Here is a 26,327-nt window from a genome sequence, read left to right on the forward strand (position 1 = left end):
ATTCATATGTAAAACCTTGATGTTGTGATTGTAAATACAATGACTGTCAGGCGAATAGTGATTCAAACGAATTTATGAGAAAGGTCTAATAAATGCTTCACGGTAAAATTGATGATTCTATTTTCACGAAAGCGGTTACGTCTTTGGTTAAAAGAATTCATGACCATACTCATGTAAAAGATTCTTTATACGAACAGGCAACAATTTACTTTAAAGAGCTCATCGAAACTGAAAAACAATTTCAATTTGCAGAAGGGCAAATCGCCGAAGTCGAAAAAGAATTAGAAGCCGCAACCGATGCCAAACAAGCCGCTAAAATTAATCATAAGAAAGAAAAGGCCGAATCACTATTAAAAGGATTAAAGCGGGAACAAGAAGCTAAACGTGTCGATAGATACAATAACGTCATCAAGATCTGCAATGAAATTCTAGATCTCTTGGGCCAAACAGGTGAAAACGAAACAACGCATAATGCCGCTAAAATTTTAGGCACAATTCAGCTTATTGCGCCTATTGAAGGCAATTCTGTTCCCGCCTTTAACCAACGAGCAAAACACTTATACAAAGTGGTACTCTGCATTAAATTGCTCGATGATTTATTAAAGCAAAAACTTATTACGAATAGCTACGTATTACAGAAATATCAGGAACATCAGGTTTGGGAAAAAAGTAAAGATAAAACCAAACCCGAATATTCTCCTTTTAGAACAGATATTCAAATTCCGCTTATCATTGCCGCCTTGTTTCAGGATGTGGGTCACTATCACCCCGAAGCACAATTAATTCTCAAGGGGCCAAAAGGAGATATGGATGAATTTAGAGCACTGAATAAAGAAGAGCGCTCTTCGTTACTGAAGATTAGTTATCAACAAGCCTTGCGATACGCAACCTTTGGTGTTGGCGTCGCTTCATACCGCGGCAATTCAAAAGAAGAAAGAAAAGCGTTTTATCAGGAAGAGCAAGAAAAACTCAAATTCACTCGAATTCTGCTGAAAAGCGCAATCAATCCTGAGTCAGGCATTGGTAATCTACTAAAAGTGCCACAAGTTTATTGTTCCGTTGTGCTATCAACTAAACATAATTACAACTATGAAACCTTGCCTCGGGTTAAGCTGGTAATGGAAAAAGGCGCAGAAGTAGGCGCTTACAGCAAAGCAGTTTCAGATTCTTTGATAAAGATGACGGGCGTATTCCCACAAGGCTACGGAGTAACCTTTATTCCCCAAGATTCTGACAGACAAGATCTTGATCGTTATGAATATGGTATTGTGGTGGGTCTTTATCCTGAGGATATTGAAGAACCTGTGTGCCGCATCGCTACAAGGAATCTCGCATTTAATGCTTTTGGCGTTAATGTGATTATCGGTAAAGATAACAATCTCTACTTTAATGGTGCAAAAAAGAAATTAGAACGCGTCAGCGAAGAAAGATTAGAGGAAATTCTTAGGCTACTATGGTCGAACTACGAGCAAAGGAAGCACCTAGACTTAATTCCTAAATGCTGGTTTCCAACTGAATATTTCTCCTACGCTCGTTTCCAAAATGTGTGGAACAAAGCAAGTGAGACCATTCGCATTAAGTAGAAGACTTTTGGTCTAGACCGATTTGATATAACGCGTTTTTCTTTAAGTCATAGTGCTTAGCAACCACCGCCGCCGCTTGCTTCAAAGGAAGCAAATTAGCCAGTTCATGCAATAAAGCGATGGCCTCAGAAGGAATCGTTTCTTGGTTTTTCGGTGCACCAGAGACCATCAACACAAACTCCCCTTTTGTATGAGCTGGGTCTTGTGCCAACCAAGCTAGGATATGCTCTGCCGTGCCCGACACAAAGTTCTCGTAATGTTTGGTTAGTTCTTTTGCAAGCACCAAGTCACGTTCGGGAAGAATTTGCTGGAAGACTTTCAGCGTATCTTCTATCCGCCTCGGTGCTTCGTAAAAAATACTGGTTGCGACAGTATCTTTTAAGGCAGTAATGACTTGCGCTTTAGCAACCGCTTTAACAGGCAAAAAACCTTTAAAGCAAAAAGCATCCGTTGCTAACCCTGCTGCACTCATTGCCGTAATAACAGCGCTTGCTCCGGGAATAGGCACAACATGCACACCAGCTTCACGACACTGACTCACCAAGTGATAACCGGGGTCGCTAATTAACGGGGTTCCTGCATCGGAAATTAACGCAATATCCTGCCCCGATCTTAGTTTTTCAATTAATACTGCACTTTTTAGTTTTTCGTTATGGTCATGCAACGCAAACATTGGGGTATTAATGGCATAATGTTGCAACAGTTTTTGGCTGTGACGAGTATCCTCAGCGGCAATGAGGTCGACCTGTTTCAAAATGTTCACGGCACGGAAAGTAATATCCTCTAGGTTCCCAATTGGTGTCGCAACGATATATAAGTTACCCATTGTCACGCCTGTCTTCTTTGTTGTGTTATGCGGGCAGGCATTCTAAACTAAAGCGGCTCAAATAGCAGCGAACGCGCAATAACATAATAGGATTTATGATTTTTTCACCATCCAATGGCTCAACTAGAGTACATGCTCCCCAAAAACAAGGCGTCAATACTCTCTTCTCTCGTTTAAAACGTGGGTTAGTGTATTCATTGTTTGCTATGGTGATCGCCTCTTGTGCTGCACCGCCAAAGCGCCAAGGCACTCAAACACCAGAGCCTCAACAAACAGTAGCCTCTAGAGCAGAGCCTGATTCATATCGTGATTACATCGAACAAGCGAAGACTGCCGAATCAAGAGAGCAAGTCAACTTATTGCTGCAAGCCGCCCAATTGGTATCGAAGGAAGATTGCCGTAAAAGCGTTATCATTCTTGAGCACTTAGCGCCCCACATTCAAGAGCCTCTGCATAGAAACCAATCTAACCTGATCACAGCAGAGTGCTTATGGCAGCAAGGAAACGTTGAACGTGCAGAAAAACTTGCCAATACACTCACGCCGACACCTGCTTTTTCTGAACGGGTTTTCGGCTTAAAAGCTAACATCCTCGCTCACAAACAACAGTGGTTGAAAGCTGCATATAACTTGGCACAACAGACAAACGTTAATGAAGAAGATATATGGGCAATGCTTAATGCACTAAGCACAGATGAAGTAAAAACCAGCCTAGAACACGCTTCGCTACTTGCACCACAATTAAAATTACAGTTAATTCAACGACAATATGCGACTCAGCCTGAACGCCTGAACTTCGCATGGGAAGAGTGGAAGCGTGCTCACTCATGGCATACATTCACCCAAACCCCGCCACTTTCGCTGCAAAGACTCTTAAGCGCCTCTCCTTATGCACCTAAGCGCTTAGGCGTTATTCTTCCCTTGTCTGGACGGCTAGCCGCACAGGGAGAAACGATTAAAGAAGGCATTCTAGCAGCGTACTTTGCGCAACAAGAACACAATCACTTAACAAACAACAGTAACCCACTGGCAGAAATTATCTTTATCGATAGTCAAACGCAACCAGACACTATTTCAGCGCAGTTGTCTGGCTTGGACTTCGTTCTAGGTCCTTTGTTAAAGGAAAATATCAACAAATTCCAGCCTTATATTCAAAGCCCTTGGCTCGCTCTAAACTTCCTTGATGAGCCTGTTAGCGCAGAAGAAGAGGCTACCCTGCTGTCCCGCTATTACTTTGCTCTTTCACCCGAAGATGAAGGCATTCAAATGGCAAATCACTTGTTTCAGCAGCAATACCGCAAACCACTCATTATAAAAGCCAGTAATTCTTCCACTCAAAGGATGGCCGATGCATTTATTCAGCAATGGAAACATCTTTCTGGGAATCCTCAGGCTTCTATCGAAGAAGTGCCGTTTACCGATACAAAGTCTATGAGAAACGGCATTAGCAATATGCTGGAAATATCGAATAGTAAACAACGAATCAAAGAAGTTGAGGCATTGGTATTAAAAGAAGTGCATAGTTTTGAACGTAATCGTAGAGATGCTGATGCGATTATTGTGTTCGCAAATGCCACCCAAACTGAGCTCATCACACCTTTTATCGAGGCTAATACTAGCCCTTTCTCTCCTATTTTGCCGATTTATGCCTCTTCTCGGAGTCATAGCACCAACAAAAATTTAAATAGTTTCAGGGATTTACGGAATCTTATTTTCCTAGATATTCCTTGGATGTTACCCACTGATTCCTCTCTTCCACTGAAAGAAACGAGCCAACTATTATGGCCAGAACGACGTGATGGAGACCAGAGACTATTTGCAATGGGATTCGATGCCTATAATGTAATTAGACACCTGAAGGCATTGAAATATTTAAATCAGTACCAATACCAAGGGTTAACTGGAAAAGTTTACATGGACGAAAACAACCAACTCAGAAGAGAGTTACTTTGGGGGCAAATCAAGGATGAAAAAGTGGTCAAATACACGAAATAGTAAAAGTCGAGTATCCCATGCTGTAGGGATGCAAGCAGAGCAAAGGGCAAAAGAGTTTTTGCTCACCCAAGGATTGCAGTTTGTCGAACAAAATTATCGCTGCAAAACCGGGGAGATTGATTTAATCATGACCGATGGCGAGCAATTTGTGTTTGTTGAAGTCAAATTCCGAAGTCAAAAACACTTTGGTGCAGCCATTGATTATTTCACGCCGCAAAAACGACTCAAAGTGGAAAAGGCAATTTACCATTATTTACTAAAAGTAGGAGTTAATTCACAGATGACTCCTTATCGTCTGGATTTTGTCGCCATAGACGGCGAACATTATCAATGGATACAGGCGATTTAAGTGCTTGCGGCGTTGTGCACATAGCAACCTGCATCGATTCAACACAAAAAAGACAAAACTATGATAGAACAAATCAAAGCGAATTTTACCGAGAGTATTCAAACCAAAATCGCAGCCAGCGAAATCTTACCAGAAACCATCACCCGCGGCGGCCAATTAATGGTTGAAGCACTCATGAACGGCAACAAAATTTTAAGCTGTGGAAACGGTGGTTCGGCAGGCGATGCTCAGCACTTTTCATCAGAGTTACTCAACCGTTATGAAAGAGAGCGCCCTAGCCTACCAGCAATGGCGCTAACAACTGACTCTTCAACAGTAACGTCGATTGCTAATGATTATAGCTACGAAGAAGTGTTCTCTAAGCAAGTAAAAGCACTTGGTCAACCGGGGGATATTTTACTTGCAATCTCGACCAGCGGAAACTCTCACAACGTGACCAAAGCGATGGAAGCTGCGGTGAGTCGTGATATGCGTATTGTTGCCCTAACAGGTAAAGACGGTGGTGAAATGGCGGGTTTACTAAGTGCCGAGGACGTTGAGATCCGCGTTCCATCTAATCGCACTGCCCGCATTCAAGAAGTACACCTATTAGCAATTCACTGTTTATGTGAATTCATTGATAACACACTATTCCCAGAGGATGGCTAATTATGAAGGCTCGCCTATCCAAGCTAACTGTTAGCAGTTTATTGATCATTGGCTCATTAGGCATGTCAGGATGTGCGGCGCTTGTTGTAGGTGGGGTGGGCGTTAGTGCCGTTACCGTTGGAGAAGATGAGCGTACAGTGGGTACTCAAATTGATGACACAACGGTCGCTAACAAAATCACCGGAGCACTTAATAAAGTTGCAGCAATTAAGCATGATTCAAATATCAGCGTAAAATCGTTTAATGGCGCAATTTTATTAACCGGTCAAACGCCCACTGCGTCACTTCGTATCGAGGCTGAAAATATTGCGCTTTCATTTGAAAACATCAGAACCGTTTATAACCAAATAAGAGTGGGTAAACCAACCGCTCCCTCAACTCGTGCTTACGATATTTGGCTCGCCAGCAAGGTGAGAGCAAATTTAATTGCGGATAAACACGTCGACTTTTTAAAAATGGATGTCACCGTAGAGGACTCAGAAGTTTTCTTAATGGGATTAGTCACTCAAAACAATGCCGATCGCGCCATTGAAATTACACGTAATCTTGATGGTGTAACGCGGGTTGTTAATATGTTCGAAATTCAATAGCCGCTGTGAAGTATTAAAAAAGCCGCCATAACATTGTTAGGCGGCTTTTTTGTTTGTCTTTGCTTGAAGCAAAAAACAGCGCTTACTTGACGACTTTTAAGGTAGGCTTCCCCTTGGCCGGAGGCTTAGAAGCTGATGCCGAAGTGTTTTCCTTATCGTCTTCAACATTGTTGCTTGGCACACCTTGCAAAGTGGGTTCTGGTTGACTAACCGGCGTATCTTCCAGCTCAGCATCCTCTTGCTGCATATCTTGCTCTTCTTGCATGAAAACAGTACCTACACCATTCTCACGTGCAAAAATCGCTATAACAGCGTCCACCGGAACAATGAGCTTACGTGAAACGCCACCAAACCGGGCATTAAACATAATCCACTCATTACTCATTTGCATATCAGCACAAGCAGATGGCGCTACATTAAGCACAATTTGCCCGTCCTTAACGTGCTCCATTGGTACCTCAACCCCATCAACCGTCGCGTCAACGGCTAAATGCGGTGTTAGCTCATTATCAATGATCCATTCATAATAAGCTCTAATAAGATAAGGTTGATTTGACGTCATGGATAACCTTACAACGGATTGTGAATTTCGCGCTCTTGATCAGTCAAAGAGGCTTTGAATGAATCACGCTCAAATACACGCGTCATATAATTCTTAATCTCACGACTACCGTTTCCTGTAAGCTCAATACCGAGAGCAGGTAAGCGCCATAATAACGGTGCTAAGTAGCAATCGACCAAGCTAAACTCTTCACTCATGAAGAATGGCTGCTCATTAAACACTGGCGCTAATGCCAAAATTTGCTCACGTAGGTCATTACGTGCAGCAACAACATCACCTTCGCCAGATAACACTTGATGAGCGAGAGAGTACCAATCACTCTCAATACGGTGCATCATCAAGCGGCTTGTACCACGCGCTACGGGATAAACAGGCATAAGAGGAGGATGCGGGAAGCGCTCATCCAAATATTCCATAATGATGTTAGATTGATAAAGCACTAACTCTCTGTCAACCAACGTAGGAATGGTGCCATAAGGGTTAACTTCAAACAAATCTTCAGGAAGGTTGTTCACATCAACATAGTTGATTTCAACTCCAACACCTTTTTCAGCGAGAACAATACGCACTTGATGACTGTCAATATCCAGTGTTCCTGAAAACAAAGTCATGATTGATCGCTTATTTGTGGCTACAGCCATTAACACTCCTCCGATAATATTCGATAGCTAATTATTAACGGAAATACGCATCGTATGCCGTCAATTTTTAATTCTTTCAATGCCCTACACACTCTGATGATTTTATCAGCAAGGTGACAAATAAACTCGTGCGTACATAGCAAAAAAGGGGGCAGTGATGCCCCCAGTAATTTTAACAGAATTTAGTCTGTTTAGTGCACGTCACGCCAATATTCTTTTTTCAACAAGAATACAAACACAAACAACACTAAAATAAATATCAAGACTTTCTTACCAAGCGCTTGACGCTCCAAGGTAACAGGTTCACCTGTATAAACTAAGAAGTTAACTAAATCTAAAACGACCTTGTCATATTCGGCGTCACTGAGTAAGCCTGAACCATCAGTCTTAATACCAACTTCACGCATCACTTTCTCACCATCGACCAGTTGCTCTTCAGAGGTTTCACGAGGCAAGCCTTGCAGCTCTTGAAGAACGTGAGGCATACCAACATCAGGAAAAACCTTGTTGTTCACACCAAACGGTTTTGATGGGTCCTCATAGAAAGTACGTAAATAGGTATACAACCAATCTGGTCCTCGAACACGCGCAACCAAAGTTAAATCTGGCGGCGGTGCACCAAACCACTTTTTCGCAGAATCAACAGGCATCGCATTTTTAATATGCTCAAACACCTTTTCACCTGTGAATTGTAGGTTCTCTTGACCAATGTCGTCAGGGATCCCTAAATCCTTAAATGTGCGTTGATAACGCTGATATTGCATTTGGTGACAGCCCAAACAATAGTTCATAAAAGTCTGAGCACCGCGCTGTAATGATGCTTTGTCTGTCAAATCATAGTCAGCGTGATCTAATGGATATTCGCTACCCGCTGCCGAGGCTAAACCGGGCACTAATAAACAAACTAATAAAATCAGCTTTTTCATTTCGTGATCCTCGTAGGTAGTGGCCTAGTGCTTTCGTTTTTACTGTATAACCACAGTAAACCGAAGAACCCAAAGTACATTACAGTCAAAATCTGAGAGGCAAGGATCTTCCAGTTAGCTTGAGGTGTACCACCTAAGTAACCTAGGAAAATGAAAACAATCGCGAAAATAATTAGATTCCATTTGTGCAAACCTGAACGGTAACGCCATGAGCGAACTTTCCCGCGATCTAACCAAGGTAATAATGCTAACGCTGCGATAGCCGCAAACATGGCAATAACACCGAACAACTTGTTAGGAACGGCCTTCAAAATTGCGTAGAACGGCGTGAAATACCACACAGGGAAAATATGTGCAGGCGTTTTCAATGGGTTGGCAATTTCAAAGTTTGGATGTTCTAGGAATTTGCCCCACATTTCGGGATTGAAGAACATGACATAAGAGAACAAGGCCAAGAACACTGTAAAGGCAACCAAATCTTTCAACACAATGTGAGGGAAGAAAGGTACTACGTCATCGATAATATCGTACCTGTTTGTGTAATACTCATGCATTGCGAACTTAGTTTTTTCTTCTTCTTTTAAAGAACCTTTAGGACGCTTAACTTCGATACCATCGGGGTTATTAGAGCCCACTTCGTGCAACGCAACAATGTGCAAGAACACCAGAATCACAATAACAAGCGGGAGCGCGATAACGTGTAACGCAAAGAAACGGTTAAGTGTTGCCCCAGAGATAACAAAGTCACCCTGAATCCACTCAACTAAACCTGGTCCAATAACAGGAATTGCACTGAATAAAGATACAATTACCTGCGCGCCCCAATAAGACATTTGTCCCCAAGGTAACACGTAACCCATGAAGGCTTCGGCCATAAGCGCTAAATAAATGAACATACCAAATAACCAAAGCAATTCCCTTGGTTTCTGATAGGAGCCGTAAATCATGCCGCGGAACATGTGCATGTAAACGACAATAAAGAAGGCAGACGCACCTGTTGAGTGCATGTACCGCAGTAGCCAGCCATACTCAACATCGCGCATGATGTATTCAACGGAAGCAAAAGCGCCTTCTGCACTTGGTACAAAATTCATCGTCAACCAGATACCGGTGACGATTTGGTTAACCAGTACGATAGTGGCTAAAAAGCCAAATACATACCAGAAGTTCATATTTCTCGGTGCTGGATATTGAATGGCGTGCATGTTCGCAACGCGCATCATAGGAATGCGATATTCAATCCAATCTAAAAGATTTTTCCACATGTTAAGCAACCTCCCCTTCTTGACCGATCAAAATTCGATTGTCATCAATGTAGTAGTAAGGAGGAACAACTAGGTTTAGTGGAGCAGGAACACTTTGGAATACACGCCCAGCCATATCGAATTTAGAGCCGTGACATGGACAAAAGAACCCATCTGGAACGCCTTCTACAAATTCTTCGAACTGGCCGTTTTTCATGTGCTGAGGAGAGCAGCCTAAGTGTGTGCACACACCAACCAATACCAAATACTCTTCTTTCAAAGCTCGGTAACGGTTTTTTGCGAATGCAGGCTGTTGATCTTCTTCAGAGTTTGGATCTCTGAGTTGATCTTCATGACCAGCTAAAGCATCAAGAATGGCTTTGGTACGACGAACGATCCAAACGGGCTTAGAGCGCCATTCTACACGCATCATCTGACCAGGTTCTAACTTACTAATATCAACTTCAACATCCGCACCAGCTGCTTTAGCTCGTTCACTCGGATTCCACGAAGCGATAAATGGTACTGCGGCTCCAACCACTCCCACACCGCCAACTACTGATGTAGCCACAGTTAAGAAGCGTCGCCGGCTATTATCTACAGGCGTGTTGCTCATCCAATTTTCCCCAGAGGTTGGATTTTGTGAGTTATTCTAATTTGATACGCAATCTACTAAATATCGATTAACAATATTTTTGGGCTCTAAAAATTAGCCCACTAAATATGATCATCAGCGCAAGATGAACTATAGGCTAACTCTCGACTTTGTAACAAATAATATTCCGGTTTTTACCCGGGCTGCATGATAAATAAAACCCCTATGGATCTCAAGGGATTCATTCATAATGCAGTAATAATCAAATTAGATTTGCTAGGGAATTTTAACGGTCAATTGAAGATTAATGACCTTTTATTTTACCGCTAGGTAAATTTTTGAAACAAATAAGTGCTATTTGACAAACAATAGACAATAAAAAACCCGGATAAACCGGGTTTTTTGAAACAATATAAAGCTTTTAACGCTTGGAGAACTGAGGTCTCTTACGTGCTTTATGAAGACCAACTTTCTTACGCTCAACGCGACGCGCGTCACGAGTAACGAAGCCAGCTTGGCGAAGAGCAGGACGTAATGTTTCGTCAAACTCCATCAACGCACGTGTAATACCGTGACGAATCGCACCTGCTTGACCACTAATTCCACCACCAGTAACAGTGATGTAAAGGTCAAACTTTTCAGTCATCTCAACCAACTCAAGCGGTTGACGAACAACCATACGTGCAGTTTCGCGACCAAAGAACTCTTCTAGGGGACGCTTATTTACAGTAATGCTGCCTGTGCCTGGACGCAAAAATACGCGAGCAGTTGAGCTTTTGCGACGACCAGTACCGTAATATTGATTATCAGCCATTGATCAGTGCTCCTTAAATGTCCAAAACTTGTGGTTTTTGAGCAGCATGACCGTGCTCAGTACCAGCATAAACTTTTAACTTACGGAACATTGCACGACCCAAAGGACCTTTAGGCAACATACCCTTAACTGCTTTCTCAATGATCATTTCAGGCTTAGAAGCTTGTAACTTTTCAAAGTTTACTTCTTTCAAGCCACCTGGATAACCAGAGTGAGAGTAGTACATTTTGTCTTGCTTTTTGTTGCCTGTTACAACAACTTTTTCAGCATTAACAACAACAATGTAATCACCAGTATCTACGTGAGGCGTATATTCTGGCTTATGCTTGCCACGCAAACGACGCGCAGCCTCGGTTGCCAATCGACCTAAAGTTTTGTCGGTGGCATCAATCACAAACCATTCACGTTTTACCGTTTCTGGTTTTGCTACATATGTTTTCATCTTAAAATTACCCAAAATTCAGACGTTAACGTTATCTCATCAACCCGGCATCTATCCGAATCGGAGACGCCTAAAGACCAGTTTGATTACCCCTTCGAGCACACTGGTTTGTACGCACAATCCATGTAGCCGTAACTGGGCAGGGCGCGAATTATACAGAACTCCACTAAAATTACACCCCTTTATTGATAAAAAACATGCAAATTAAGGCAGATGCTCGCGCGCCAAAAACTCATGGGACTGCATTTCCTTCAAGCGACTGATGCATCGTTTAAATTCAAAGGTTAATTGACCAGAAGTATAAAGCTCATCAATCGCCACTTCTGCGGCAATAATCAACTTCACGTTGCGCTCATAAAATTCATCAACCATAGCAATAAAACGACGCGCCTTGTCATCAACCATTGCCCCCATTTGAGTCACGTCCGCAAGCAAGACGGTATGATAAATACGGCTCAATTCCATGTAGTCATTTGAGCTACGTGGTCCCCCACAAAGCACTTCAAAATCGAACATCACCACCCCATCTGCATTGCGAATGGTGGCAATCTCACGTCCTAAAATGGATAGTGCTTCATCTTGTTCAACAGCTTCGGGGGCAAGCTGGGTAAAATACGCATGTAAATTTTTCGTTGCTTGCTCATCAAGTGGGTAGTGATAAATCTCTGCTTGTTCGAGTGTTCGCAATCGGTAATCAATACCACTATCCACATTCACAACATTGGTGTGTTTGTTAAGCAAAGCAATTGCTGGCAGGAAACGAGCTCGCTGTAACCCATTTTTATATAAATGATCAGGTTCGATGTTAGATGTTGCTACCAAAACAATACCTTCTGCGAACAGCAACTCAAATAAGGTTCCCAAAATCATGGCGTCAGTAATATCGGAAACAAAAAATTCATCGAAGCAAATAATGCGTGTTTCTTTCGCCAGCTTTTTAGCAATGATTTTTAAGGGGTCACTTTGCCCTGCTAACAACTTCATTTCTTCATGCACTCGGTGCATAAACCGATGGAAATGCACACGCATTTTGTTTGTTAAGGGTAAGCAATCATAAAAGGTGTCGACTAAATAGGTTTTTCCTCGACCAACCCCACCCCAAAAGTAAATCCCCTGAATGTTAGCTATTGCTCGACTGACATGCCTTTTCTTACCCGGCAATATGCCTTTGAATTTATGTTTCCAGCCGGTCTGATTTTGAATAGCAACTAAATCATCATATAAACGTTGTAGTTCTTTGACTGCGTTCTCTTGAGCCGCATCAAATTGGAAATCATCCCGCTGCAAATCTTCTTGATACTTCTGCAACGGCGTTAGATTCAACATAAGTTTGGTTCTCTCAATTCTTTATAAAGACTCTGGAATGCTTCATTCGATCGGAATCTTGCATTATAAGGTTACAAAAAAATAAGGGAACCCATCCAACCAGTAGGACATATGATAATAAACTACTTCACAGCAGCTAGAATATGCCGATAATAGCTAGCTATTGACTACTGGGTTCTAGCCTAAACAGAGGCTTAGAACGAAGCATAGGTTATTGAAAGAGGAAAAAAGATGGATTGGACTATCGGAGCTTTACTTTTAGTTGTGGGAGCTATAGTTGGTTTTTTCGTTGCGAAATACTTTCTTACACAATCTAACACCTCAAAAAAAGTCTCGCATAACGCTATTTCTGAACGTGAAATGTTAACCGAACAAGCACTCATTCACGTTGCCAGCACACGCAAAATGTTAGACGAAATTCAGCGTCAAAGCGGCGCTCTTAAATCTCAGTTGGACGCCTACGAAGACTTGTTAGTCAGTTCAAAACAAGTAAAAGACGGGGAGTCATTCAACTTCTTTGGTGATCAAGCCATGACCTTTTTGAAGAATCAACAAAAGGAAGCCAAGCCAGTCAGTTCAAACGCTGGATTTCAGCCACCAGATTATTCAGAGGGTGCCTCTGGTTTATTGAAAGGTGGACAACAAAACCAAACTGAAAATGAACAAAAGTCATAGGGTGACTTGAAGCATTGAACTTTGGCCTTACTACAGCAGTCACTTGAGTAGATTCAAAGACGGAGAAAATCTGCAAATGAAAAAAATTGTATCTTGTGCCACTCTTTGTGCGGCAATTTTCGCTAGTAGTTTAACTATCAGCTTACCCTCTCAAGCGGCGATACCTTTCGGCGAAGATGGGGTACCGACCTTGGCCCCAATGCTTGAGAAAACCTCTCCCGCCGTCGTCAGTATTTCGGTTGAAGGCAAGCATAAGATCAGGCAACGAGTACCTGACCTTTTTCGCTACTTCTACGGTCCCAATGCACCACGGGAGCAAGTGCAAGAGCAACCATTCCGAGGTTTAGGCAGTGGCGTTATTATTGATGCTGATGAAGGTTATATTGTCACCAATGCACATGTTGTTGATAACGCAGACGAAATTATTGTATCGCTGGGTGATGGCCGTGAAATCGAAGCTAAAAAGATTGGTGAAGATAAGGGAAGTGACATTGCATTATTAAAAGTCAGCCCTGATAACCTAAGTGAAGTTAAATTAGCCAACTCGGATGCTATCAGAGTCGGTGACTTTGTGGTCGCCATCGGAAACCCATTTGGCATAGGTAAAACCGTCACTTCTGGTATCGTTAGTGCATTAGGCCGCTCCACCGCAATGAGTATTAACGCCTACGAGGACTATATCCAAACCGATGCTGCTATCAACCGAGGCAACTCCGGCGGAGCACTTGTCAACCTCAAAGGTGAACTTGTTGGTATTAATACTGCGATAGTGGGCCCAAATGGCGGTAACGTTGGGATCGGTTTTGCAATCCCCTCCAATATGATGAAGAGTCTAGTTGATCAAATCATCAAATATGGTGAAGTTAGACGCGGCTTACTGGGCATTACAGGCCAAAATGTCGACTCGGGTCTTGCCAAGGCAATGGGATTAGATGTAAACCAAGGTGCTTTCGTTAGAGAAGTCGCGGAAGACTCTGCTGCATCAAAAGGCGGCATTGAACCGGGTGATATTATCGTTGAAATCAATGGCAAGAAGATTGAAAGCTTTAATGAATTAAGAGCTAAAATTGGATCTTTAGGTGCTGGTGCCGAAGTAGAATTAGGCTTGTTACGTGAAGGCAAACACAAAGAAGTTGACGTTGTACTGGAAGATTTCTCAGCAAGAAATATTGAAGCAGAAGAAATCCACCCAGCGCTGGATGGAGCCACACTCGCAGATGGTACGACTGAAAGCAACGAACCTGGCGTAGAGATTTCTGATGTTGCAGCTCGCTCAAATGCCGACAGACTTGGCTTGAAGCAAGGAGATGTAATTGTTGGTGTTAACCGTCAGCGTATTAACAATGTTGCTGAACTTCGTCGCATCCTGAACGCTGATGAAAGAGGCGTTATCGCTCTAAATGTAAAACGGGGTCGTTCTTCACTTTATTTAGTTATCCGGTAAAACACACCGATAAAAGTTAACCCATCTAAAGCCTCGTTTGTGAATACATTCGGGGCTTTTCTTTATCTAAAACATTTATTTATATCCACTTTAGCACTAACCTTTATCAGATCCTGTTATCAATTCGTATTCAGTGGTATGCTCGCGGGTTTGATACTAACCCTATTTGATTGGAACAAATACCCTTGCAATCTTGGTTTTCCTTTCTCATTAGATCTATTGCTTTAGGACTCATTCTTTCAGGAGTCTTATTATTATTAGTGCCAACATTACGCAGTGGAGAGGGTTTTTCTGTTTCAGGGCTATTCGGCCCCAAATACACTCAAGATAAGCTTTCTTTTAACAATGCAATTCACAATGCAGGCCCCGCAGTTGTCAACATCTATAGCTTTAGTTACGACACTCGCTCTGTTCTTTACAGTCGCAGACCTAATGAGAGAACCAGCTTAGGCTCAGGCGTTGTGATGACCCATAGCGGTCATATTTTAACCTGCCTACATGTCATTCAAGATGCCGATTATATTGGCGTAGTGCTTTCTGATGGTCAATTTTACGAAGCTCACCAAGTTGGCAACGACCCCTTAACTGACCTTGCAGTCTTAAAAATCAATATTGAAAATGCTCCGGTTATTCCTCAACTAGAAGAACCTAATACGCAGGTTGGTGATTTAGTGTTAGCCATCGGGAACCCGTACAACCTTGGACAAACGATCACACAGGGTATTGTTGGCGCTACTGGGCGCGCGCAAATCAATAGTAACGTTGCTGGTTATGCGAACTTTATCCAAACCGACGCCGTTTTAAATGAAGGCAACTCTGGCGGCGCGTTGGTCGATAGTAATGGGGTTTTAGTCGGCATAAACAACGCCAATTATAAAACCTTAGATACACAACGACGCATTAAAGATGTGCCTGGCGTCTTCTTTGCCGTCCCTTATAAGCTTGCCAAGAAAGTTATGGACCAGATCATCTCCAATGGCAGGGTAATTCGCGGTTATTTAGGAGTATCAGGAAACGATCTACCGGGGCAACAAGGATTTTTGATTACCAGCATTACACCAAGAGGCCCGGCGGCACTTGCAGGCTTGCAACCGAATGATGTGGTCCTTTCCGTAAATGGAATTCAACTTGAAGGCGCTGCACATGCATTGGAACTGGTTGCTGAAACGACACCGGGAACGACACTCAGCTTCAAAATTAGTAGGGACGATGCCGTCATAACCATTCCTGTTAACATCGCCGAACTACGTAACAGCTAATCACCAATTACTCTTTGATTCTTTTAATATCAGCACCTAAACGGCTTAGCTTCTCTTCAATTTTTTCATAGCCTCGGTCTAAGTGATAAATCCTGTCTATCGTGGTTTCACACTCTGAGGCAACTAACGCAGCGATAATCAAGCTTGCTGACGCCCTCAAGTCTGTTGCCATCACAGGCGCACCTTTCAACTTTGAATCACCATTAGTAACAGCGCTATTGCCTCTTAGCTCTATTTCTGCGCCCATTCTATGCAACTCTGGAACATGCATAAATCGGTTTTCAAAAATCGTTTCAGTCACTGTCGCAGCACCAGATGCAATGGCGTTTAAGGCAACAAACTGCGCCTGCATATCAGTCGGGAAACCGGGATGAGGATCGGTGCTGATATTCACAGCCTTTGCCTGCTTTCCGTGCATATTAAGTTCAATCCAATCGGGACCTGTAGCCACCTCAGCTCCCATTTTTCTGAGCTTATCGATAACGGCATCCAAAGTCTCAGGCGCAGCATGAAGACAACGAATATGACCTCGTGTCGCCGCAGCAGCCACCAAAAAAGTTCCGGTTTCAATCCGATCGGGAAGCACTTGATAATCACACCCCTTTAAAGAGGCTACGCCTTTAATACTGACTTTCGGTGTTCCTGCTCCAGTTACTTTTGCGCCCATTGCATTCAAACAATTTGCTAAGTCAACAATTTCAGGCTCTCTTGCCGCATTTTCAATTACGGTCACGCCCTCTGCAAGTACCGCTGCCATCATCAGGTTTTCGGTTGCACCAACACTCACCATGTCCATAAAAATATGACACCCTTTCAGGCGACCCTTTACTTGGGCTTTGATATACCCACCCTCTACGCTAATTTCAGCGCCCATTTGTTCCATTCCAGACAAATGCAAATTGACAGGTCGCGCGCCAATCGCACAGCCTCCGGGCAAGGAGACTGTCGCTTCTCCAAACTTCGCCAGTAACGGGCCAAGAACAAGTACAGAGGCTCGCATCGTTTTCACTAGCTCATAAGAAGCAACTTGGTTGTTTACGCAGCTCGCATCAATCTCCACACATCCATCAGACAGGCGCTTTGCTTTTGCGCCCAATTGGTTCAATAGGGCCAAACTCGTATTTACGTCACGAAGTTCGGGAACGTTACTAAAGCGGCATGGGGTGTCGGCTAGCAAGCTTGCTAAGAGAATTGGCAACGCGGCATTTTTCGCACCGGAAATTTCAACATCGCCAGACAAGGGTCTGCCGCCACGAATAAGAAGCTTATCCATCAATGGCCTCGTAACTTGAAGGTAATAAAAACTAAAAAGGGATTAGAACAAATATTGTCTCTAATCCCAAATCAAAATCGGTTGAATAGGTATGTTAAGCGTCCGGCAATAATAACTTTTTATCTTTTTGCCATTGCTCTTGATTGAAGGTTTTAATCGAAAGCGCATGAAGCGTACCATCAGCGATAAACTCGTTTAATGGTGCATAAATCATTTGCTGTTTTTTGACTCGTGACATGCCCTCAAACGCATCGCTTACAGCTAGGATTTGGAAGTGAGAACCTTCCCCCGTGACATGAATCTCATCTAGCGCTAATTTATCTTCGAGAATTTTTTTAATATCTTCTGCTTGCATAACCAATAATACTATTTACTGAATAGTTGTGCCTATTGTAACCCTAACACGGCTTCAAGATCGCTAATTTTCGCAAGAGTCGAAACAATCTCAGGAGCATTCAATAACTGCAACTTCTTTCCGTCTTTAATGCAATCGATGCTGGCATTGATGAGCCCTGCAACACCGGCAGTATCTGCGTGTTTTAACTCCGATAATTCTAGAATAATCGTATCATCGCTAATTTGCTTAAAGCTTTCTCTTACCTTGAACAGCGCGTCAGCGACACTCTGCCAATCTAGGATACCTTTTAGCTGGATTTGATTTTCCGAAATTTTTAATACTTCACACGCAGATGCCATTCACTAACCCTCAGCAGTCTCTTTTTGCAAGCTAATTGGTTGGCTATTTTTCTTGCTTAGCTCTTCAATTACCTTTTCAATTCCGTCTTGACGAAGAATGCCTTCTAGTTCACTGCGCTTACTTGATAGCAAACTGATCCCTTCTGCCACCATGTCATAAGCCTTCCACTCATTCGTCTTAGAGTTTCGGCGTACTTTAAACGCTATTTTTATATCGGGGCGCTCTCCGTCAGAAATTATCGCTCTAACGGTTACATCTTTACGCTTATCGTAATCTTTTGGTGGCTCAAACTCTACTGTTTGATCTTCATACTGTCCTAGTGCAATTGCGTAAGTCGCAATCAAATAGGTTCTAAATACTTCAATATATTCAGGAATTCGTTCTTTAGGAACCTTCCTAAAATATTTTCCAAGCACCTTCAAAGCTGCAAACTGATAATCAATATAAGGAAGTAACTCTTCCTCAACAATGGCTTTCAACTCTTCAGGGTTTGACTTGATTTTTTTCTGACTCGTTTTAATTCTGTCAAATGTCTTGCTTGCAACTTCCTCTAACAACAAATACGGGTTGTCTTGAGCGAGCACGTTACCACTAAAAACAAACATCAAAGCGACTAAAAATCCTTTTAGTGTTAACCCATTTCTTGTTTTTACTGTATGCATTTAATCTATTCCTACTCTTTTTAATCGTCTTTATTCTGACTAAATAAAAACTGACCAATTAAATCTTCTAGAACCAAGGCCGACTTAGTATCCGCAATATAGTCACCCTCATTTAATGTTTCGATTCCATCGAACGAAAATCCGGGATGAAAACCAACGAATTGCTCTCCTAATAAGCCCGATGTGAGTATCGAGACCGAACTTGTGTCTGGAAAATCTCGGTATTCTTCGCTGATCACTAATGTTACGACTGGAGTGAAGTCTTCTTTGTCTAAATGAATATCACCAACTCGGCCAATAACCACACCGCCCACTTTAATAGGAGAACGCGGTTTTAACCCGCCAATATTGTCGAACTTAGCATACAGATTATAGGTTTCCCCTGTGCCGCTGACGCCTTGATCCGCTACTTTTAACGCCATCATCAATAGCGATGCAAAAGCTAAAGCAACAAAAAAACCAACACCAACTTCTACTTTTCTCGATGTCACAAATGCCTCCTAATTCGTACCAAACATCAGCGCAGTTAACACAAAATCCAAACCTAATACAGCCAAGGATGAATGCACGACAGTCTGCGTTGTTGCTGCACTAATTCCCTCTGAAGTGGGTATTAAGTCATAACCTCTAAAAACGGCAATCCAAGTGACTACCACGGCAAAAACAAAACTCTTTATGACGCCGTTTAGCACGTCTTCCTCAAAATCAACGGAAGACTGCATAATAGACCAGTAACTACCTGAATCTACGCCTAACCAATCCACACCAACCAAGTGACCGCCCAAAATACCAACGGCACTAAAAATTAAGGCCAACATTGGCATCGAAATAACGCCCGCCCAAAAGCGAGGGGCAATCACACGACGCAAGGGATCAATAGCCATCATTTCTAAACTACTAAGTTGCTCAGTAGCTTTCATTAAACCAATTTCAGCAGTCAGTGCCGAACCTGCTCGTCCTGCAAACAGCAACGCTGTCACTACCGGGCCTAATTCCCGAATTAACGATAAAGCCACCATCGGGCCAAGGCTTTCTTCCGCACCATAATCGACCAGAACGGTATATCCTTGTAACGCCATAACCATACCGATGAACAAACCCGAAACACCGATAATCAATAGTGATTGAACACCGACGATATAAATTTGTTTGATCACCAACGACGTATTTTTAAGCGGCTGAGGTCGAGCGACAATAGCTCCAACAAGGATCAGAAAAGCCCGCCCCACAGTTGAAAAAATATTTAAGGTTTTCCTTCCAAGACTTGCCAAAAACGCCATTAGCGACCTTCTCCTAGCACAGTTGCAAAGTCCCTAGCAGGGAAATGGAAAGGAACCGGCCCATCGGCATTTCCTTTCAAAAACTGTTGCACTAATGGGGAATCGGAAGATTGAATTTCTTCTGTCGTCCCTTCTCCAATTATGCGTTTATCCGCCATCACGTACACATAATCAGCTATAGTTAATACTTCTGTTACATCGTGCGTAACCACAATGCTAGTCAAATTCAATGCATCATTGAGTTCTTTAATCAATTTAACGAGTACCCCCATTGAAATAGGGTCTTGGCCTGCGAAGGGCTCATCGTACATAATCAATTCTGGATCAAGCGCAATGGATCTCGCTAAAGCTGCACGCCTTGCCATTCCGCCAGATAACTCACTGGGCATTAGCTCTGACGCACCTCGCAGTCCAACTGACTGTAGCTTCATCAGCACCATTGTTCGGATAATATCTTCCGGCAATCGAGTATGTTCGCGAATGGGATAAGCAACATTGTCGAATACCGTCATATCAGTAAACAATGCACCACTTTGGAATAACATACTCATATCACGACGCGCAGCAAATAGCGCATTACGCCTCATCTTGGGAATAGAGTGCCCTTTAAATCGGATGTCACCGCTATCCGGCGTAAGCTGACCACCAATTAATTTCAGCAAGGTCGTTTTGCCGATACCACTTGGCCCCATCACCGCGGTAGTCTTCCCGGCAGGAATACGCACGTTAATATCTTCATAAATCGGGCGCTGGCCACGACTGAAGCTCATATTTTCAATTTCTACCAGATATTCCATTTCAGCTCTTTGGTTAAATCTTAGAACAAGACAGTCAGGATGCTATTCACTTGGAGAGGTGCTACATATATGCACTATTTTAACGTTTTTCAAGATTTAGCGACAAAATCAAAAAGTAACAACTTATTTGCTAATAATTCGAATAATCTTTGCTCTGTCACCCTTGCATTCCTTTCAAGTATCGCAATGTTAAAGCAAGGTAGCACTCGATTATGTATGAAATTGTCAAATGGTTAACGACAAAACGGAACAAATGCAAAATTTACTGCTATTGCTAATAGGAATGTGGCTAACAATTTGCGACAATCCGCGCTGTCAATTTGAAGTCAAGATAAAGTAAACAATGCTAATTGAAATAGTCATTTTTGTTGCAGGTCTCGTTGTCCTAAGCTGGGGTGCAGATAGGTTTGTGTTTGGTGCGTCAGCACTAGCGAAAAACATAGGAATTTCTCCTATGGTGATTGGTATGACGATTGTAGCTATGGGGTCATCAGCCCCAGAGATTATGGTATCTGCGACTGCCTCATTAGCAGGAACACCCGATACCGCCATCGGTAACGCCATTGGTTCAAACATTACTAACATTACACTTGTATTAGCACTTACAGCGCTAATGAAGCCAATCGTTGTGGGCTCAGCAACGGTGAAGCGTGAACTGCCTGTTTTACTCATTATTTCTATCATTGCAGCACTGTTTTTAGCAGACAGTTTTTTTCAAGAATGGGAAGGCGCTGTCCTAATGTTGCTTTTTTTCGTCACCATTGGCGGCGTCACTTGGCTGTCCATTAAAGCAGATCGCAAAGATCCACTAGCCAAAGAGACGCTAGAAGAAATTCCTGATGGCGTCTCCACAACCAAGGCTGTCTTTTGGGTTATCGTTGGCTTAATTGCTTTACCTGTTAGCGCAGACTTTATGGTGGACTCAGCGGTTGTCATCGCCCGACATTTTGGCTTAAGTGACTTGGTGATTGGTTTGACCATTATTGCCATTGGCACCAGCTTGCCGGAACTCGCTGCGAGTATTGCGGGTGTATTAAAAGGCGAAGATGATCTAGCAATGGGCAATATTATCGGCTCTAACATTTTTAATATTCTAGCGGTTTTATCCATGCCCGGAATTATCGCCCCAGGAAGCATAGACCCTAATGCAATCAGTCGCGACATGCCTGTCATGTTAGGTGCTACAGTATTATTAGTCGTGTTTAGCCTGAATATCGGAGGAATGCGTAACATTAACCGATGGCAAGGCGGCTTATTGTTAGCCTGTTTTATCGGGTATCAAGTTATGTTGTTTCAGAGCTTATAGTTTATTACCTTTATGAATACATCCAATTCCTTCATCGAATCAGCTTTGCAAGTGCTTGAAATTGAACAGCAAGCCATTAGCGACCTTAAACAATATATCGATAGTGATTTTGCATTAGCTTGCGAGCTCATTTTGGCTTGTCAGGGCAAAGTGGTTGTTACAGGCATGGGGAAATCCGGTCATATTGCTAACAAAATTGCAGCGACAATGGCAAGTACAGGCACACCGGCTTTTTATATGCATCCGGGAGAAGCCGGCCATGGCGACTTGGGTATGCTCGCCAAGCAAGACATCTTAATTACCATTTCTAACTCCGGGGAAACCGATGAAATCCTGTCTTTGTTGCCTGTTGTAAAACGGCTGGGCAACAAAATTATCTCGATGACGGGTAATCCGAAGTCAAAATTGGCCCAATACTCCGACATGCACTTGTGCATTAAAGTCAGTAAAGAAGCGTGTCCGTTGGGACTTGCCCCCACTTCCAGCACCACGGCTAGCCTAGCTATGGGTGACGCGTTAGCTATCGCGCTTCTTGAAGCCCGAGGATTTTCTTCCGATGACTTCGCACTTTCTCATCCACAAGGGGCACTGGGCAGACGTCTTCTTTTGCGGCTGGACAACATCATGCACACCGGCGAGCAACTTCCTCTGGTACTGGAAAGCGCCACCATTAGCGAAGCGTTATTTGAGATTTCAGCTAAAGGGCTCGGCATGGCCGCCATAATTGACCAAGCAGGTCAGTTTGCCGGTATTTTCACTGACGGTGACTTACGCCGCGTTATCGATGCGAAAGTCGACATTCATCAAACCCCTATCGGTGATGTGATTACCCGCAACGCGGTAACAGCACGAAAAGATATGCTGGCGGCCGAGGCTTTAAATATACTGGAAACCAAGCGCATAAATGGTTTGGTTGTATTGGATGACAACAACGTTCCGATTGGCGCTTTCAATATGCTAGATCTCTTAAAGGCAGGTGTGGCTTAATGAGCGCTTATCAGGCAATTGCTCAGCTCAGCCTACGGTTGGGGAGATAACTCATGAATCGAGTGTCGATAAGCATCACCCTACTGTTTTTACTGATTTTGTTGCTGAACCTACCTATTTGGCAGCACGATACCGAGGAATCGGAAAAATCGGATGCTATTTCTAGCTTCCAACCAAATTATTTGGCGAATAAAATGCTTAGTACCTTATATAATGATAAAGGTATGGTAACGCATAAGGTGTATGCTGAAAAAATGGAGCATTTTGAAGAACTTGGGTTTACATTATTTGAGAAGCCCAATTACACCATCTTCACTGAACGCACGGAAAATCCATGGAGTGTCATAGCGGAAGAAGGCACCTTATACGAAGATAATCGCATTCAACTCGAAAAGAACGTACAAATAAAGAGTATTGGTGAAGGGGAGTTTGTACAGCAAATTACCACCAGTTTTATCGAAATCAATCTCGACGAAAAAACCATGACGTCAGACCAACCTGTCGTCATTACGGGACAAGACTACGTTATTCATAGCAATGGATTTGTCGCCAACATGTTAACCAGAAAGTTTGAGTTATTGGATCATGTTCAAACCATTTTTACACCGACTACAGAAAATGCACAGTAAACTTAATTTATCTGTCATCACCCTTTGCTGTGTTCTTAGCGTTAACGCAGTCAATGCAAAAGATGATGATTTCAAAAAGCCTATTACCGTTGACTCGAAAAGCCACTTTGTTGATGGTAAACGCAAAACTTCTATCTTTCGAGAAGATGTCCATGTACAACAAGGCTCCCTTGCCATTGATGCAGACGAGGTGGAAGTCAACGCATCAAAAGGAGAAGGTAAAGAAGTATTTATTGCTCGAGGCAAACCTGCGGTTTATACCCAAGATATGGAAGATGGCTCCACCATAAAAGCCGTTGCCTCAGAAATACGTTATCAAGTTTCCACTCGCACACTTAAGCTATCAGGTGAGGCAGAGTTACACCAAAATAGCAGCATGGTGAAAGGCGAATCTATTACCTTTAATTTGGATAAACAACAATTATTGGCAGAGGGTCAAGACGGTGAAAATGGACGCGTCACAACCGTATTTAACCCTGAAAGTCAGCCTGAGGAAACAGGAGATAAACAATAGTGAAGTCGACCTTGTGTGCAATGGGATTAGCCAAATCCTACAAATCACGCCAAGTTGTTAAAGATGTATCGATAAAAGTCAGCTCCGGGCAAATCGTTGGCTTACTTGGGCCTAATGGAGCAGGTAAAACCACAACATTTTATATGATTGTCGGCCTTGTTCCTTTAGACCAAGGTAATATTTATATCGATCAGCAAGATTTAACACTTCAACCCATGCACATTCGAGCGCGTCACGGTATTGGTTACTTGCCTCAAGAATCATCTATTTTTAGAAAATTAACGGTTTATCAAAACCTCATGGCCATCTTGCAAACTCGAAAAGAACTGGCAAATGGTCAACGTGAGCAGATTGCGGATGAGCTTATTGATGAATTTAATATCAATCACATCCGTAACAGTGTAGGTATGAGTTTATCAGGTGGAGAGCGCCGCAGAGTCGAGATTGCGAGAGCCTTAGCAGCAAATCCTCGATTTATTTTACTCGATGAGCCCTTCGCGGGAGTTGACCCTATTTCGGTAAATGATATAAAGAAGATAATCCAACACTTAAAGGATCGTGGTATCGGTGTACTCATCACGGATCACAACGTAAGAGAAACGCTCGATGTCTGTGAACATGCTTATATTGTTAGTCATGGACAAGTTATTGCAGAAGGCACTTCGGAAGCCATTCTCGGTAATCAACGAGTAAGAGATGTATACCTAGGGGATCAGTTCAAACTTTAATGCCCCCTATAACAACCCAAATAATGATAAATGCTGAGACTAGATGAAACCATCATTACAGCTTAAGTTCAGTCAGCAACTAACAATGACGCCACAACTGCAACAGGCCATTCGATTGTTGCAGTTGTCGACGCTTGACTTACAGCTAGAAATACAAGAAGCGCTGGACAACAACCCGCTACTCGAAGTCGAGGAAAGCAATGAGAGCTTCGAAAGTCTTGATGATTTCGATAAAAAAATGAGTTCTGAATCTGAACAAGGGATCAGTAGTGAAAACGAGTCTATGGACAGCAGCGATGCGCTGGAAGCGAACAATATGCCTGAAGAACTCCCGATGGATACCACTTGGGATGAATACATTAGTGCGTCCTCAGCTCCCGCGCCAGTCACCTCTTCAAGTTCGGGAAGCCTTGATGACGATTATGTCTATCAGGGAGAAACTGTCGACTCTATTCAAGACCACTTATTGTGGCAAATGCGTTTAACGCCCTTTTCAGAAACTGACCAAGCCATCGCTTTTGCTATAATTGAAGCTATCGACGACTCAGGTTATTTGAAAGTTAGCAGCGAAGAAATACTACAAAGTCTTGATATTGAAGACGTTGAACTGGATGAAGTGGAATGTGTGCGTAAACGCATCCAATGGTTTGATCCGGTGGGTTGCGGCTCCATTACTCCTCAGGAGTGTTTATTGGTACAACTATCTCAGTTTGATTCACAAATGCCTTGGCTTACAGAAGCAAAAGCCTTGCTAGTTGAGCACTCAGATCTATTAATGAGTAAGGACTACCGCACGCTCATGCGCAAAGCGAAACTCAAAGAAGATCAGTTGAGAGAAGTCATGCGCCTGCTACAAACATTGAACCCGCATCCGGGCAGTGAAATTAACACTCAACAGCCCGATTATGTCATTCCTGATGTTTCCGTCACAAAGCGCAATGGACGCTGGATTGTCGAGTTAAATCCAGACAGCGTTCCCAAATTGAACGTGAATCAAACGTATGCAGCCATGAGCAAAAGCGCGACTAATGCTAACGATAGCCAATTCATTCGCAATCATGTTCAAGAAGCTCGCTGGTTTATTAAAAGTATTGAAAGTCGTAACGAAACCTTGTTAAAAGTAGCTAACTGTATTGTGCAACAACAGCAAGGTTTCTTTGAGCATGGCCCAGAGATGATGAAGCCCATGGTATTGAATGACGTGGCAGAAATGGTCGATATGCACGAATCCACTATTTCGCGGGTAACAACACAAAAATACATGCATACCCCTAGGGGCATTTTCGAACTAAAATATTTCTTCAGTAGTCATGTTGCAACCGATACTGGAGGCGAATGTTCAAGTACGGCAATTCGCGCATTAATTAAAAAACTCGTTGCAGCAGAAAATCAGGCTAAACCCCTGAGCGACAGCAAGATTGCAGACTTGTTGGCCGAACAAGGCATTAAAGTTGCCCGGCGGACAATTGCAAAATACCGGGAATCGTTATCGATCCCACCGTCTAACCAACGTAAAAGCTTAATATAGGTAAAGCT

30 protein-coding genes are annotated in these 26,327 nt (G+C 42.9%); 14 read left to right on the top strand and 16 right to left on the bottom strand.

Annotated features, from left to right (window positions below):
- Positions 1–92 precede the first annotated feature (92 nt).
- A complete protein-coding gene (locus HJG39_RS05075; RefSeq protein ID WP_268407455.1) occupies positions 93–1,583 on the top strand; it encodes a hypothetical protein in 1,491 nt (496 codons plus the stop codon).
- Here the strand turns inward: HJG39_RS05075 and rsmI are convergent.
- On the bottom strand, positions 1,576–2,409 hold the full coding sequence (gene rsmI / locus HJG39_RS05080; protein WP_268407458.1) for a 16S rRNA (cytidine(1402)-2'-O)-methyltransferase: 834 nt from the start codon (positions 2,407–2,409) through the stop codon (positions 1,576–1,578). The two genes, HJG39_RS05075 and rsmI, sit on opposite strands and share 8 nt — an antisense overlap.
- Before the next feature lie 95 nt (positions 2,410–2,504).
- Between rsmI and HJG39_RS05085 the strand changes: the two genes are divergently transcribed.
- Genes HJG39_RS05085 through HJG39_RS05100 form a run of 4 tightly spaced genes read left to right on the top strand, consistent with a single transcriptional unit; the run spans position 2,505 to position 5,990 of the window.
- Positions 2,505–4,403: a penicillin-binding protein activator gene (locus HJG39_RS05085; RefSeq protein WP_268407460.1), complete on the top strand. Its 1,899-nt coding sequence runs from the start codon at positions 2,505–2,507 to the stop codon at positions 4,401–4,403.
- Positions 4,375–4,752, top strand: a complete 378-nt coding sequence (locus tag HJG39_RS05090) for a YraN family protein (RefSeq protein ID WP_268407461.1) — start codon at positions 4,375–4,377, stop codon at positions 4,750–4,752. The genes HJG39_RS05085 and HJG39_RS05090 overlap by 29 nt, the downstream gene beginning before the upstream one ends.
- Positions 4,753–4,812: 60 nt before the next feature.
- Positions 4,813–5,400: a phosphoheptose isomerase gene (locus HJG39_RS05095; RefSeq protein WP_268407463.1), complete on the top strand. Its 588-nt coding sequence runs from the start codon at positions 4,813–4,815 to the stop codon at positions 5,398–5,400.
- Between the two features lie 2 nt (positions 5,401–5,402).
- The gene (locus HJG39_RS05100; RefSeq protein ID WP_268407465.1) at positions 5,403–5,990 is read left to right on the top strand and encodes a BON domain-containing protein; all 588 of its coding nucleotides are present in this window, start codon (positions 5,403–5,405) and stop codon (positions 5,988–5,990) included.
- Positions 5,991–6,072: 82 nt separating this feature from the next.
- Here the strand turns inward: HJG39_RS05100 and HJG39_RS05105 are convergent, their stop codons facing one another.
- The 8 genes from HJG39_RS05105 to zapE all read right to left on the bottom strand — a co-directional run bounded on the left by HJG39_RS05105 (position 6,073) and on the right by zapE (position 12,540).
- Entirely contained in the window at positions 6,073–6,552 is a 480-nt protein-coding gene (locus HJG39_RS05105; RefSeq protein WP_268407467.1) for a ClpXP protease specificity-enhancing factor, read from the bottom strand.
- Between the two features lie 8 nt (positions 6,553–6,560).
- A complete protein-coding gene (gene sspA / locus HJG39_RS05110; RefSeq protein ID WP_268407468.1) occupies positions 6,561–7,193 on the bottom strand; it encodes a stringent starvation protein SspA in 633 nt (210 codons plus the stop codon).
- Between the two features lie 191 nt (positions 7,194–7,384).
- Positions 7,385–8,119 carry a cytochrome c1 gene (locus tag HJG39_RS05115; RefSeq protein ID WP_268407470.1) on the bottom strand — a complete coding sequence of 245 codons (735 nt, stop codon included), beginning with the start codon at positions 8,117–8,119 and terminating at the stop codon, positions 7,385–7,387.
- Entirely contained in the window at positions 8,116–9,384 is a 1,269-nt protein-coding gene (locus HJG39_RS05120; protein WP_268407472.1) for a cytochrome b, read from the bottom strand. The genes HJG39_RS05115 and HJG39_RS05120 overlap by 4 nt, the downstream gene beginning before the upstream one ends.
- Before the next feature lies 1 nt (position 9,385).
- Positions 9,386–9,979: a ubiquinol-cytochrome c reductase iron-sulfur subunit gene (gene petA, locus HJG39_RS05125; protein ID WP_268407473.1), complete on the bottom strand. Its 594-nt coding sequence runs from the start codon at positions 9,977–9,979 to the stop codon at positions 9,386–9,388.
- A gap of 400 nt (positions 9,980–10,379) precedes the next feature.
- Complete coding sequence (rpsI, locus tag HJG39_RS05130) at positions 10,380–10,772, bottom strand: 30S ribosomal protein S9 (RefSeq protein ID WP_268407475.1); 393 nt, start codon at positions 10,770–10,772, stop codon at positions 10,380–10,382.
- A gap of 13 nt (positions 10,773–10,785) precedes the next feature.
- Positions 10,786–11,214, bottom strand: a complete 429-nt coding sequence (gene rplM, locus HJG39_RS05135; RefSeq protein WP_268407476.1) for a 50S ribosomal protein L13 — start codon at positions 11,212–11,214, stop codon at positions 10,786–10,788.
- Between the two features lie 204 nt (positions 11,215–11,418).
- Positions 11,419–12,540, bottom strand: a complete 1,122-nt coding sequence (zapE, locus tag HJG39_RS05140) for a cell division protein ZapE (protein ID WP_268407478.1) — start codon at positions 12,538–12,540, stop codon at positions 11,419–11,421.
- A 231-nt stretch (positions 12,541–12,771) separates the two neighbouring features.
- Here zapE and HJG39_RS05145 point away from each other — a divergent pair, with 231 nt between their 5' ends.
- The 3 genes from HJG39_RS05145 (at position 12,772) to HJG39_RS05155 (ending at position 15,918) form a co-directional block, all read left to right on the top strand.
- The gene (locus HJG39_RS05145) at positions 12,772–13,215 is read left to right on the top strand and encodes a ZapG family protein (protein WP_268407480.1); all 444 of its coding nucleotides are present in this window, start codon (positions 12,772–12,774) and stop codon (positions 13,213–13,215) included.
- Between the two features lie 76 nt (positions 13,216–13,291).
- On the top strand, positions 13,292–14,659 hold the full coding sequence (locus HJG39_RS05150) for a DegQ family serine endoprotease (RefSeq protein WP_268407481.1): 1,368 nt from the start codon (positions 13,292–13,294) through the stop codon (positions 14,657–14,659).
- Between the two features lie 260 nt (positions 14,660–14,919).
- The gene (locus HJG39_RS05155; RefSeq protein ID WP_326849240.1) at positions 14,920–15,918 is read left to right on the top strand and encodes a trypsin-like peptidase domain-containing protein; all 999 of its coding nucleotides are present in this window, start codon (positions 14,920–14,922) and stop codon (positions 15,916–15,918) included.
- 7 nt (positions 15,919–15,925) lie between these two features.
- Here the strand turns inward: HJG39_RS05155 and murA are convergent, their stop codons facing one another.
- The 7 genes from murA to HJG39_RS05190 form a co-directional block, all read right to left on the bottom strand.
- Positions 15,926–17,191: a UDP-N-acetylglucosamine 1-carboxyvinyltransferase gene (gene murA, locus HJG39_RS05160; RefSeq protein WP_268407483.1), complete on the bottom strand. Its 1,266-nt coding sequence runs from the start codon at positions 17,189–17,191 to the stop codon at positions 15,926–15,928.
- Positions 17,192–17,285: 94 nt separating this feature from the next.
- Positions 17,286–17,546, bottom strand: a complete 261-nt coding sequence (locus HJG39_RS05165; RefSeq protein WP_268407484.1) for a BolA family protein — start codon at positions 17,544–17,546, stop codon at positions 17,286–17,288.
- Between the two features lie 32 nt (positions 17,547–17,578).
- Positions 17,579–17,887, bottom strand: a complete 309-nt coding sequence (locus tag HJG39_RS05170) for an STAS domain-containing protein (RefSeq protein ID WP_268407485.1) — start codon at positions 17,885–17,887, stop codon at positions 17,579–17,581.
- Positions 17,888–17,890: 3 nt separating this feature from the next.
- Positions 17,891–18,550, bottom strand: a complete 660-nt coding sequence (locus HJG39_RS05175; RefSeq protein WP_442780999.1) for an MlaC/ttg2D family ABC transporter substrate-binding protein — start codon at positions 18,548–18,550, stop codon at positions 17,891–17,893.
- A 20-nt stretch (positions 18,551–18,570) separates the two neighbouring features.
- Entirely contained in the window at positions 18,571–19,041 is a 471-nt protein-coding gene (gene mlaD, locus HJG39_RS05180; RefSeq protein ID WP_268407486.1) for an outer membrane lipid asymmetry maintenance protein MlaD, read from the bottom strand.
- Between the two features lie 9 nt (positions 19,042–19,050).
- The gene (mlaE, locus tag HJG39_RS05185; RefSeq protein WP_268407487.1) at positions 19,051–19,830 is read right to left on the bottom strand and encodes a lipid asymmetry maintenance ABC transporter permease subunit MlaE; all 780 of its coding nucleotides are present in this window, start codon (positions 19,828–19,830) and stop codon (positions 19,051–19,053) included.
- A complete protein-coding gene (locus HJG39_RS05190) occupies positions 19,830–20,627 on the bottom strand; it encodes an ATP-binding cassette domain-containing protein (RefSeq protein ID WP_268407488.1) in 798 nt (265 codons plus the stop codon). Before HJG39_RS05190 ends, mlaE begins: the two co-directional genes overlap by 1 nt.
- 343 nt (positions 20,628–20,970) lie before the next feature.
- Here HJG39_RS05190 and HJG39_RS05195 point away from each other — a divergent pair, with 343 nt between their 5' ends.
- From HJG39_RS05195 to HJG39_RS05220, 6 genes are read left to right on the top strand one after another with little or no spacing between them, the layout of a single operon-like run.
- A complete protein-coding gene (locus tag HJG39_RS05195; protein WP_268407489.1) occupies positions 20,971–21,933 on the top strand; it encodes a calcium/sodium antiporter in 963 nt (320 codons plus the stop codon).
- 12 nt (positions 21,934–21,945) lie between these two features.
- The gene (locus HJG39_RS05200; protein ID WP_268407490.1) at positions 21,946–22,920 is read left to right on the top strand and encodes a KpsF/GutQ family sugar-phosphate isomerase; all 975 of its coding nucleotides are present in this window, start codon (positions 21,946–21,948) and stop codon (positions 22,918–22,920) included.
- Positions 22,921–22,973: 53 nt separating this feature from the next.
- Positions 22,974–23,549: an LPS export ABC transporter periplasmic protein LptC gene (lptC, locus tag HJG39_RS05205; protein WP_268407491.1), complete on the top strand. Its 576-nt coding sequence runs from the start codon at positions 22,974–22,976 to the stop codon at positions 23,547–23,549.
- Positions 23,539–24,063: a lipopolysaccharide transport periplasmic protein LptA gene (gene lptA / locus HJG39_RS05210; protein ID WP_268407492.1), complete on the top strand. Its 525-nt coding sequence runs from the start codon at positions 23,539–23,541 to the stop codon at positions 24,061–24,063. The genes lptC and lptA overlap by 11 nt, the downstream gene beginning before the upstream one ends.
- Positions 24,063–24,791, top strand: coding sequence for an LPS export ABC transporter ATP-binding protein (gene lptB / locus HJG39_RS05215; RefSeq protein ID WP_268407493.1), 729 nt, complete (start codon positions 24,063–24,065; stop codon positions 24,789–24,791). Before lptA ends, lptB begins: the two co-directional genes overlap by 1 nt.
- Positions 24,792–24,834: 43 nt before the next feature.
- Positions 24,835–26,319, top strand: a complete 1,485-nt coding sequence (locus HJG39_RS05220; RefSeq protein WP_268407494.1) for an RNA polymerase factor sigma-54 — start codon at positions 24,835–24,837, stop codon at positions 26,317–26,319.
- Positions 26,320–26,327 lie beyond the last annotated feature (8 nt).

Source organism: Alteromonas sp. a30, assembly GCF_026788005.1.
Classification (GTDB): Bacteria; Pseudomonadota; Gammaproteobacteria; order Enterobacterales; family Alteromonadaceae; genus Paraneptunicella.